The organism is Peribacillus sp. 05N428, assembly GCF_056397085.1.
Genome location: NZ_JBFTMS010000004.1, coordinates 164192 through 176178, shown reverse-complemented (window position 1 = coordinate 176178; position 11987 = coordinate 164192). Strand labels below are relative to the sequence as shown.

The following is an 11987-nucleotide window of genomic DNA, read 5'->3' as shown; positions in this document are numbered from 1 at the left end:
CATCTTCCTTTCAAATTGAGTACCATTTCGGCAACCTACAGGCCAACCTTAGGCAAAAAGATAATCAATCCAACTATTATAGAAAATATAGCATATATGAATACAGCTCCGGCTGCAATATCTTTTGCCTGCTTGGCAAGCGGATGGATTTGGTCCGTTACCAGGTCCACTACCCTTTCAATCGCGGAATTAACGAGCTCCAACGTAATCGTACCGGCTATGGCCGCCAAAATGAAAAGCCACTCCATCCCATTCAATGAGAAGTGCCAGCCAAAGAATACGACGATTGCCGTTAACGCGAAATGAATCTTGATATTGCGTTCAGTCCGAACAGCCTCCAAAATTCCCTGACAGGCAAAAGAGAAACTTTTTAATAAAGGATACCTTTTTTTATCCTTCTCTTGAAAGTCCATATTCTTCCAAGATCTCCTTTTGTTTTGTGAACATCACTTTTTCATCTTCTTCATTCATGTGGTCGAATCCCAATAAATGAAGAAAACCATGCAGTGCTAAAAATCCAAGTTCCCGGTCAAATGAATGACCATATTCTTCAGCTTGTTCTTTCGTGCGTTCAATGGAAATGATGATATCCCCTAACATGCGGGGCATTTCCGCTCCGACAATTTCCACTTCATCTTCTCCCATTTCTTCAAGCGCAAAAGAAATGACATCTGTAGCTGAATCTTTATGACGATATTCTTTATTGATTTCCCGAATCCTATCATTGTCTACAAATGTAACAGACAGCTCGGTGTCTTTTTCAATGTTTTCTTTTCTTGCCGCAAATTGAAGAATGCTTTCAACAAGCTGCTGAGCTTCCTCCGTTACTTCATTCGTTTCATCCATTAAATCGATAGCTAAAATCATTCTTTCACCTTCTGTCCTAATTTATCCGGCTCCGGATATTCAATCCTGGAGTGGAAGATACCATTCAGCGATTCACATAAGGAATGCTTCACGATACTTAATTCTCTCATAGTAATGTCACATTCATCAAATTGACCATCAGAAATCCTGTCCTGAATGATGAAACTTACCAGCTCTTCAATCTTCTCCGGAGTTGGGTGCTTCATCGATCTCACTGCAGCTTCCACACTATCGGCTATGCCGATGACGGCCACTTCCTTCATTAACGCCCTCGGCCCGGGATATCGATAGGCCGCCTCGAGTGTGGCCTCATCCTGTTTTTTTGCCTTATGGTAGAAAAATTTCAATAATGTGGTCCCATGATGCTGCTCTGCAATATCCACAATCTCTTTCGGGAATTTGTGACTGCGCAGCATCTCCCCGCCATCTACAGCATGGGAAATGATGATATCCCTGCTCGTTTCCGGCTGAAGCCGATCATGCGGGTTCTCTTCACTCATCTGATTTTCGATGAAGAAGTGCGGCCGCTTCGTTTTACCGATATCATGATAATAACTGCCGACCCTTGCCAGCAAGCCATTCGAGCCGATGGCTTCACAAGCCGATTCCGCCAAATTGGCGACCATTACACTATGATGATATGTCCCCGGAGCCTCAATCAAGATCTTCCGCAATAACGGATGATTGGGATTCGCGAGCTCGATAAGCTTAATCGATGATAAAATCCCGAAACCAGCCTCGAAAAACGGTAACAGGCCCATTGTCAAAACGGCTGCACCCACTCCAGAACCTATGGCAGCAGAAGCATAATACAAGTACTCCATTCTAGTATAATGGCTGTCCATAATAAAGATGAGCGAAAAAACAAATGCCATATTGATTAAAGACAATAGCAGCCCCGCTACCAGCACCTTTGATTTGAAATTTGGCCTGGATAGGATGATGATTGCCGTCAATCCCCCGAAAATGATATAAAGCCCCATCGAGAAATCCAGATTTCCAGGTGTATCACCATTAAATATAATCGTACCATACGAACCTAACAATATGATCATTGCTACCGCTAACCTATCATTCAATAATATCTTGATGAGCATCGCCGCCATGGCACCCGGAAAAATGTATTCCAAGTTCGAGTTTTTCAGGTCTGCCAGAATGCTGACCGTTTTCATGGTAGCCATTGAAAGGATAAAGACAAGACTGAAGATCAATAACTGATTGTACTTGTTATCCTTTTTGGAAACGGAATAGTAGAAATAGTAATAAAAAGCGGCAAAAGTCAGGAATATGAATAACAGCAGGCCGATATACGGGTAAATGGTAGACTCCGTATTTAAGAAGCCTGCCAGTTCAAGCTGCCTATATACATCCCTGTCCACTAACTGATTTTCTTCAACGATGATCTGACCTTGAAGGATCCTGATTGGCTCCACGCTTTCAACCGCTTTCCTTCGCTGTTCCTCGGTTTTGTCCTTATCGAAAAATACATTCTGAATGATTGCCGTACGCGCAAGGGAAGTGGAGGCTTTTTTCATATCGCCGCTAATGCTCATATACCCTAATTCCTCTACAACCTTTTTCTTGGCATTTTCGACGTCACTTGCAGCGATTCGGGAGCTCATCACATTATTCACTGCCGTAATGGTCGAATCCTTCGCTATTTTCAACTCATCTTCATCCGCCTGCACTAATGCAAGGAAAACGGATTCCTCGATATTTTTATTCACTTCATCAGTCAATTTTTCTTTTAATATCGAAACTTTTTGAGCATCCGTCTTTAGGGTCTCTTTTTTATCCTCATCTTCTTTATGATCTTCATCAGGGTCCGTTTCTTTATTCACCTCAATCGCTGAATCGAAAATGGATGAAATCAGATCGACTTTATTTTTGGCATATTCTTTTTTTAAAGAATACACATCCGCCACCTGTTTTGAAATCTCTTCTTTTTCCTGTTCCGTCTTATAGGTATCTTCCACAGTCTTGGTTGATCGGATCGTTTGTTCCGCAGGCTTAAAAAGCTCTACCTGAACCCTTTCCGGCTTCACATTGGAGAACATTAAACCATACGCAAACAAACCAAGTATGATGAACAAAAGCACTTGAAAAAAACGATGGACCAAAAGCCCTTTTATTTGAGTGAAAAATTTCTGGATACGATTCAAGGAAGGTCCTCCTAAAAAAATGATGTTTATTATTCTAGATATGTAAAATCATAACAGTTTTCATATAAATTTTCACCTTCGTATTGATAAATGTAAAGGTTCTGTCATTTCATATCCACTTTTCCACCATAAAGTTCGTCATTTAGACACATCGCGAAAAATCCGCCGATTGAAATGGCGGATTTTTTCTTATGACTTCGCCTGCTCGTAAGCAGTAATGATTTTAGCGACAAGCGGATGCCTTACTACATCACTTTGTTCAAAATAAACAAAGGAAAGGCCTTTAACATTCTTCAATATCTCTTCTACCCGGACAAGACCTGACTTCATGCCTTTTGGAAGGTCAATCTGGGTCCGGTCTCCCGTAATGACCATTTTCGATCCGAAACCAAGCCTGGTCAAGAACATCTTCATTTGGGCTTCCGTCGTATTCTGGGCTTCATCCAATATGACAAAGGCATCTTCAAGCGTACGGCCCCTCATATAAGCCAGGGGAGCTATTTCGATCGTTCCGCGCTCTATCATCCTTTGCGTCTGTTCCATCCCTAGGAGGTCATGGAGAGCGTCATACAGCGGCCTTAGATAAGGATCTACCTTTTCCTTCAGATCACCAGGCAGAAAACCAAGGCTCTCCCCTGCTTCGACTGCAGGCCGTGTCAGGATGATCCGTTTAACATGTCCATTTTTCAAAGCATTGATGGCCATCACTACAGCAAGATAGGTCTTCCCGGTTCCGGCAGGCCCAATTCCAAATACAAGATCCTGTTTCTTAATTGCCTGGATATAGTATCTCTGCCCGATTGTTTTGACTTTAATGGATTTCCCCTTAGCCGTTTTAGCGATTTCCTCATCATATAATTCACCGAAATACTCCAATGTGCCTTTTCTTGCCAATTCAATTGCATAAAGCACATCTCTGGAACTTATTGCAATTCCTTTTCTGACTACAGTCAATAATGCCTTAAGGATCTCTTCCCCCATCGTTACCCGCTCGATATCCCCGGCAACACTCACCGCTTCACCTCGGGTTATGACGGAAATGCCAAGTTCCTCTTCGAGCACTTTTACATTTGAATCTCCATTGCCCAATAACGCGATCGCTTCATTGGGTGATTCGATTTCGAGCTTAATTACTTTCACATCATCTGCCATTCGTTAGTCTCCTTGAATGATTGGCTGTCCAATCGCTATATCTTCAATAACTTGGTAATGTATAGACAATTTAACTTTACCATTCTCCATGCTTTCGTGCAAAATTTTTTCTTCGACGATTTCATCTTCCTCGTTTAAATGTTTTTTTAATTCCGCTTTAGCCATTTTCCTGCCTTCCTCCACCGCTTCTTTCTCCGTATAGCTTCGTACAATATCTTCCTTGCTCCTTAAGGTCACTTGTTTATAAGAAATCGGCAGTTCCCATTGAAGAAAGTGAAAAGGCCTCACTGTCGTTTCCTTTTCCTGTTTTTCATATCCCGGATCCTTGAAGCCCCATACCGGAAGGGAAAAGCCCCCCATTTTCAAAAAGTGCTTGCTCGTTTCATCTCCATTAAAAACAGAAAACTTGGTTTTTAACGGAACTTCCACTTTCGCTTTATACCACGTTTTCCCTTTTATTACTCCCTTTGCGGATACAATTTCCTGTTTATCCTCTTTACCAATCAATCCCGAAACAAGAAGTTGTCCTTTTCCTACATAATCATTCACATTAACAATAGATTGTCCTTTTTCAACGAACATATCAGCGATGATCGCTTTTTTTGATGCTACCAAATTCTGTGGAGATGTTTTCTCGACCTCTTTAGGCTGCCGTTTTTCCACAACCCGAAAATGATATGTCGTTCCCTTTAGCTCGACCCCCACCCATGTCAATGCACCAATCCGGTCCGACAGCTTACGCTGAATCGTATCCACATCATCAACAAAGAATTGCACTTTACCGATCTTCACGCCCATCTTGTCCAATTCTTTCCGGATGGCATGCTCGGTTGCCGGTTTGGCATCTTGAACCTCGATGCCCCATACCATATTGGAAAGTACAAATATACATAGCAGGAAAGCGATCATCCCCGCTAAAAACCCGCTGTTTTTCATGACTCTCTTCATCAGGAAAGGGAAACCCTTTCCCTGCATGAACTTTACTTTACAATCACTCTTACGCATGACCTGACGTAGTTTGGGGATATCCCTGATATCCATATGGAAAATCAGGGCTTCACTTCCGACACGCTTCACTTCCCATATATGAAGCCCCCTTCTCGTCAGCATATTAATTAACCGTTCTGCACCTTTTCCATAAGCCTTCACCTTTACATAGCCTGTATAATAGTTTGTCCATTGGTTTTTCATGGAGACCTCCCGGGATCATTCATTGATAAAATAAACCTTGTCAATTTTGCCTTCGAGCATGATTTCTTCCGGCAAAATCGTCTTTATGACAAAGGCATTTCCCTTTATCAGCAACTGCCCATTTTTCAGCATCAATCGTACTTCGCTGTCTGTAAAAGCCAATAAGCCACGATGGTTTTCAATATAAATATGTAATTGTCCGATCATTGTAATTCGCGGCAGGTCCATCATGACATCTTGCGGAAGGTCCATTGTTTTGGTCATAAGCTGTTTCACTTTTTTTCCCCAATTGCGTGCCATAAAAAAGAACCCCCTTTCATCTCAATGTATGTATTATTTTATAGATAGCTTGATGAAAGTGTGATAACACAGCCTTTAGGTAATAATATTCTTCAAGGGGGAACATTATGATAAAGCACGTAGGAATCTTATTGAGGATTAGTCGAGAGAGTACAGAAAACGCTGATACATTGCTTTCACATAGAACCATAGCCGAACGGTATATGAAGGAACATGGCTATACCTATCAAATATATGAAGAAGTTAAATCAGGTGCTTCTAATATTGCTAACCGTACCGCCTTATTAGAAATGTTAGCAGATGTTGAAGCTGATAAATTAGATGCAGTGTTTGTCGTAAGTATTGACCGTATCAGTAGGGATACACTATATGCACAAATGGTAGCTAAAGTTATTGCTGATGCTGATATACCTGTTATAACGCCTGAAAAGACGTATGATTTAAATAGTGACGATAGGTTGTTATTTGATATTCAGAACGTTGTATCTAGCCAAGAATTAAGGCTAATCACTAAACGTCAAAGGTCTGGTAAACGGGAACATATAGCTAGAGGTCAGTGGGCACAAGGTGTAGCCCCCTTTGGTTATAAAAGAAATGAAGATAATACTAGCCCTAACTATAAACACCTTGAAATTAACCCTACTGAAGCTGATGTAGTACGGATGATATTTACTTATGCAATTGCAGGAAATGGTATTCCTACGATTATAGATAAGTTAGCGGGCTACACTACAAGAAGTTACACAACCAGTAAGGGAAAATATCATACAGGCAAACCTTTTAGTATTAGTATGGTCAATACGATTCTGAAGAATAGGGTTTATGTAGGTGAAGTTCAGATGCAAATTAAGGATAAACGGAAGAATGTTGTAGATGTTATTTCTACAGTTAATGCACATGAAGCAATAATTGATACAGATACCTTTGAGAAGGCACAGGAAGCAGTAGCTGGACGTTTATCGGGTGGTGCTGAAGGTTTGGTTAAGCGTAACCGTAGTAGAGGTGAATGCCTATCTATATTGAAGGATTTAGTGTATTGCAATAGATGTGGTAGCAAGATGGGATTCAGGAAAGATTCTAAACAGCAGGATGTTGTATATCTAAAAGCTTGCCCATGTGGTAATAAAGGTGCAACAGAATCCCGACTATTAGAAGAGTTCTATAATCAGTTTGAATTCACAGAAAGATACTTTACGGAACAATGGGAAAAGGCTTTAGCAACACCTATGGAAGATTCTAAGGAAGTACTACAAAAGCAATTGAAGCAACTACAGGAACAACAGGACAAACTAAACAGGAAACTAACTAAGATACGTTCCGCTTACCTTGATGAAGTTTTTACAAAAGAAGAATATTTAGCTGATAAAACGGCTACTGAAGAAGAACTGATGTTGTTGAAGAGGTCTACAAGCGATTTAGAAAGGCAATTGGTTAACCTAGATACTAAAGATGTTGCCGAAGGCTATGCAGAGAAGCTGAAGTTAATCCATAAGGTTAAGGAAATGGTTAAAGATAACCCTAGTTTAACGGATGAAGTATCAACACGTGCTAATACAATAGAAGCTAACCGGATGCTTAAAGTTCTACTTGATAAGATTTACTACCAGAAGTTTGATCAAAAGGTTATAGGTTCAGATGCAATGGGTAATCCAGAAGTTGACTACAATATAATAGAAGTAACTATTGCCCCTAAATAAGATTAGGGGTTTTATTTATGTTTACAGATATGTAAATCTAAGTGTAAAAAAGCCTACAAATTAGATAAGATTGTTAACGGTAGGATTATAGATAAGGGACTATAGAAAGCCTATTATAGCAACCTTTATGGGAATTAGGGTGACTGAATTACCTTAGAAAATAGGTATCAATCTACGCTACATTGTAATAATTCTAATTAATCCATACCCGTTTACCCCCCCCCTATAATTACCATTGATATTTACCCCACCTTATGAATACCCCCTTACCCTACCCTATTGCTACCCCTGTATAGTACGGTGTTACTAAGGGTTATAGTAGTATGTTTATTATTAGTACCTACTACTAATACCTTATACTTAATCATTAGTATCAACATCATAGATATGTAATGATTTATAGATAGCTGTATCAATAACCATTAACACTAATCATTACACTTAATGTAATATCTTAACACTAGTAATTAAATTATAAATATGATTGACCGTTTGATGTTTAATTAAAATCAATTGAAATAAAAAGAAATTAATAAGAAGAAATTAAACTAAGTTGACGGGTAGGGGTGCTTTAAAATTTGGGTTAATGGTGGTTTGGGTATCAATACATATAATAAATCCTCTTTCCAATTCGAGTCCAAATTTTATTTTTTCCTATTTTCTAATAAGGGAATTCCACATAATCTGTTTTAACACCCCTAGCAAGCCATATAAGGGACGTTACAACTAATCGGGTCTAATTAAAGTTAATTGGAATCTTCTTACTTCTATTTGTGGTGTTAATCCTTATAATAAAGATCAAAACTAAACTGGCAGGTCAATTTTTTTCACCCTTAAAAATAAACTTGGCGATAACTTGTTCCATTTTATCACGTTACAGAAAATACCTTATTTGTTATACTTTATAGTGTTGACAAAATTATCGGGAGGTAAGGTTTTGAAAGGGATTAACGAATGGGTACAAAATAATAAAATAAAATCAGTCTTAATAGTATTATTAACTTTTTATCTTTTACCGCTTTTAATCGTTCATATATTATATAAACTACCTACAATTTCCACTGTGTTTATAACAAAGTGGACAGCAGGTGAATTAATTGATTACTCTGTAACATTTATGGCATTTCTCGGAACTCTTGCATTAGGGGGTGTAGCTTACATTCAAAATAATAGACTTAATAAAATTAATAACGATTTAATTCAACATCAATATAAGCCAATTATTACTGTAAGCCCTTCTGTTGATGAAAATAATGAAAGAGAGAAATTAAGAACCTATTATAGGAGAGTTGAAAGAAACAAAACTGGTATATTAATAAAAAATGGATGGTCAAAAAGGCAAACGTATTTCCCTGATGCAAAATTAAGTTTTTTAAATATCGGTTTGGGACCTGCGGTTAACGTTCAATTATTTTGGTATCAACTTGACAGTGTTGATGGAATCTCAAAATTAGATGAAATCTCAAAAAGAAATATAGATGATTTTTATGAAAAAGTTAAGTATTCTAATTTTACATATATTGATAACGGTATCACTAAAAATGAACCTTGGCAGATTTTCACAGACTTTTCATTAGGAGTAAATGAAGATGTAAATAAGCTTAATTTGATATTATCATTTGAATATAATCCTTCTCCATTACACAGTATCATAGAAATTAGATATGAAAATTTGTTGGGGATGAAAATAAAACAGCTTTTATATTTAGGATATGATGGAGAACCAAACATGTTACCTGTATCAAATGTATATGTTAATAATTCATCAGTTTAAGTTGGGATTGTGAGGTTACTTAATGAAAGCAAATGAAATAGTTACTGTTCTAAATCATTTTAATTGGTCAAAATATAGAAGAGTATTGATAGACGGTACTTGGGGGATTGGAAAAACAAGATATGTTTCAGAATTTGAAAAAGACCAATCACATGTAAGTTATGTATCATTATTTGGGAAAAAAGATATAGACAGTATAATTCAAGAAATATATTTTCAGATTATTGAAAAAGCACCATTGGGTATGTATAAGAAAAGCTACAGGGTTTTAAGGGAAAAATTTAAAAATGTTACCTTTCGATACCAGGGGTTTACTATCTCGGTTCCACTTATTGAAGATTTACATAAAAGCTTGAATAAAGAGTTAGGTAGTAAAGGAACATATATTATTATATTTGATGATTTAGAGAGAAAACATCATAATCTTAAAATAACAGAAATATTAGGATTACTAGATAGTCTTTCTAAAATAGAAAACATTAAAACGGTTCTTATAGCAGCTACAGACCAACTAAAAGGTAAAGATAAAACCACATTTATAGATTATAAAGAGAAATCAATTGATAGGACATATAAAATTGATGATTACGCTGATAACGCACCCGTTGATATTTTGGGTAAACAAATATGGGAAGTTATTGGGGAAACAGCAAAGAACTTTGATTTTAAAAACTTAAGGACATTTGAAAAAACTTACATGTTTATTAAAGAAGTGATTCAAATTCTCGGTAAAGATATTTTTACTGATAAGTTTACCAGAGATGACCTTTACCGAATGTGTTTTGCAAGTGTATTTTTTAATATTGAACATAAAAATGAAATGAGATTATTAGATACTGAAAAAAAAGATAGTGATTTAAGAAACGCTGATTTAAGAAACGCCGTTTATAAGGGTAGTGATAGTGGAGTAATAGCGTACTTGTATGAGTATATCCTTAAAAAAAATATGGATAATGTAATGAGTAAAAATGTTTTTCATCATATTAAAAATTGGTATGTAACCGGAACTTATTCTAGGGATGACATTCTATCAGTAATAGCTTCGATAAATAGTTTTGAAGAAAAGCCTGGAAATTTCTATTCCTCTGAAAAAGAAATACTTAAAATGATTGAACATACCAAAGCTTATATTTTAAATTTAAACGGAACTGAAAAAGTTGACGATATAATAAATCACTTATCTATTGCGTTCTTTTGGTGTGAAGCATTGTCTGTTGATTTCGGTATGAGTAATGAGGGTGTATTAAAGAATATTAAAGGCAATGTTTCTAATAGGATTGAATTAGAAAAAAGTCAATATCAAAATGAAGTTGATATATTCTTTCATAGTGAGAGTAAAAAAGTTGGAGAATTAACCCGTGCTATAAATGATACTATAAAAATGGAATATCAAAAGCAATTAATACAAAAAATTAAAGATTGCTACATTGAAAAGACATATCAAGTAAGGTATTTAAGAGAACTTACTGACTTAGTAAATTCAATATATGATCAATCGAATAGAACATATATATTAAGAAGTTTAAATGAACATCAATATTTTTTCCCTATCCCTTCAGGGAATATTAATGAAAATTTTTGGTTCTGGTGTATTCAAATTAAATTATTAGTTAGTGCAATTGAAGCACGGTGGGGTGTAGAAAATTACAGTAATGACTTTAAGGAATATCTATTTAAATTAGATGAAATTGAAGAAGATAGATTGCTTAAATATAGGTTAAAAACACTTTTCGAAAGATAACCATTGCCTATCAATAACACGTTTTTCTTTCAATGTTGACAAGTTTGTGCGACTTCTAAAAAGGACTTGCAAAATTGCAGGTTCTTTTCATTTTCCCCCTAATTGTGTAAGTTCTTTTTTAAGTTTCTTTAAAGCCCTGTTCTTAATCTTCGTTACTCTATCTCTGTTACAAAGAAGTAATTTATCTGCAATTTCTGATGGTGCAAAGTCTCTATAAAATAACCAGTACACTACATCCCATTCAATAGGTGTTAATACATTGCGGAATATCTCTTTGTTCTCTAAAATCCATTTCATTTCAACGGTAGCACCTTCAGGAATGTTGCCCGTCATTTCTTCTTCAGCACTTTGAGAAGAACTATCTTTAGAATTCATAACGTCATAGCGGTTACCCTTACTGTCTTTTTGAATATATCCCTCTTCAATCAGTAGGTTCTTTTTAATGCTTATGAAGTTCTTGAAATCTTGGTTCAAAGCGTGACGGATATATATTAGTAGTTTCTCGTCAACGGTTTTACCTTGGTTAAAATCCCTGCCACCTTTTCGGTAATCTTCCAAAGCTTTCAAACCATGCCTTGTTAGATAATCCTCTAGTCGAACAAGATTAAGCTTGAAGTATTCAAAACCACCGTTGCCATCATCAACCGTTATGGTAAATCCTTCACCCTTTTTAACTATTCGCTTAATCTCCTTCAGAACAATTTCCCATTCTGCTAATCCTGAATCTGCTGATTTAGCGAACTCCTTGTTTCTTCTGATTAATGTGTTGATACTTGTCATGTTGTCCATTCTCCCTTTTGTGTTGTTTTTGTATCTCTAATACTTCTAACGAATCAAACAGCCCATTTGCACAACTGCTAAAAAACGTCCTCTCCCTAGTAAGTAAATCGAAGTCGGTTTTTTGCACAATTGCCTTACAAAGTTTTAAACAATTGAAGTTGATGAAATGGGACATATAAGAAAAATAAAGCGAAGTTGATGAAATGGGACATCATTCCAGCAGCGATTGAAATAAACACAAAAAAGAGAAAAGTTTTTTTAAAAGAGGGTGGAAATTATCAACGGGAAAAGCGGATATAAAGAGTGAGGGGGAAAAGTTGATG

General features: G+C 36.7%; 10 protein-coding genes. 3 read left to right on the top strand and 7 right to left on the bottom strand.

The genetic code is table 11. The features are described from left to right. Window positions 1–35 precede the first annotated feature (35 nt). From AC1DIV_RS05845 to yqfC, 6 genes are all read right to left on the bottom strand, one after another. Window positions 36–413, bottom strand: a complete 378-nt coding sequence (locus AC1DIV_RS05845; protein WP_063594184.1) for a diacylglycerol kinase family protein — start codon at window positions 411–413, stop codon at window positions 36–38. Beyond that, window positions 391–867, bottom strand: a complete 477-nt coding sequence (gene ybeY, locus AC1DIV_RS05840; protein WP_034308501.1) for an rRNA maturation RNase YbeY — start codon at window positions 865–867, stop codon at window positions 391–393. Before ybeY ends, AC1DIV_RS05845 begins: the two co-directional genes overlap by 23 nt. Beyond that, complete coding sequence (locus tag AC1DIV_RS05835) at window positions 864–3029, bottom strand: HD family phosphohydrolase (protein ID WP_477575956.1); 2166 nt, start codon at window positions 3027–3029, stop codon at window positions 864–866. Before AC1DIV_RS05835 ends, ybeY begins: the two co-directional genes overlap by 4 nt. Before the next feature lie 189 nt (window positions 3030–3218). After that, window positions 3219–4181 carry a PhoH family protein gene (locus AC1DIV_RS05830; RefSeq protein WP_034308506.1) on the bottom strand — a complete coding sequence of 321 codons (963 nt, stop codon included), beginning with the start codon at window positions 4179–4181 and terminating at the stop codon, window positions 3219–3221. Window positions 4182–4184: 3 nt separating this feature from the next. Next, the gene (gene yqfD, locus AC1DIV_RS05825; protein WP_340876934.1) at window positions 4185–5372 is read right to left on the bottom strand and encodes a sporulation protein YqfD; all 1188 of its coding nucleotides are present in this window, start codon (window positions 5370–5372) and stop codon (window positions 4185–4187) included. Between the two features lie 15 nt (window positions 5373–5387). Beyond that, on the bottom strand, window positions 5388–5672 hold the full coding sequence (yqfC, locus tag AC1DIV_RS05820) for a sporulation protein YqfC (protein ID WP_034308511.1): 285 nt from the start codon (window positions 5670–5672) through the stop codon (window positions 5388–5390). Window positions 5673–5779: 107 nt separating this feature from the next. Here yqfC and AC1DIV_RS05815 point away from each other — a divergent pair, with 107 nt between their 5' ends. The 3 genes from AC1DIV_RS05815 to AC1DIV_RS05805 all read left to right on the top strand — a co-directional run bounded on the left by AC1DIV_RS05815 (window position 5780) and on the right by AC1DIV_RS05805 (window position 10884). Continuing rightward, window positions 5780–7369, top strand: coding sequence for a recombinase family protein (locus AC1DIV_RS05815; RefSeq protein ID WP_370015834.1), 1590 nt, complete (start codon window positions 5780–5782; stop codon window positions 7367–7369). Window positions 7370–8306: 937 nt separating this feature from the next. After that, the gene (locus AC1DIV_RS05810; protein WP_370015835.1) at window positions 8307–9143 is read left to right on the top strand and encodes a hypothetical protein; all 837 of its coding nucleotides are present in this window, start codon (window positions 8307–8309) and stop codon (window positions 9141–9143) included. Between the two features lie 22 nt (window positions 9144–9165). Beyond that, window positions 9166–10884, top strand: coding sequence for a P-loop NTPase fold protein (locus AC1DIV_RS05805; protein ID WP_477575954.1), 1719 nt, complete (start codon window positions 9166–9168; stop codon window positions 10882–10884). A gap of 87 nt (window positions 10885–10971) precedes the next feature. Here the strand turns inward: AC1DIV_RS05805 and AC1DIV_RS05800 are convergent, their stop codons facing one another. Beyond that, the gene (locus tag AC1DIV_RS05800) at window positions 10972–11664 is read right to left on the bottom strand and encodes an RNA polymerase sigma factor sigma-70 region 4 domain-containing protein (protein ID WP_370015838.1); all 693 of its coding nucleotides are present in this window, start codon (window positions 11662–11664) and stop codon (window positions 10972–10974) included. Window positions 11665–11987 lie beyond the last annotated feature (323 nt).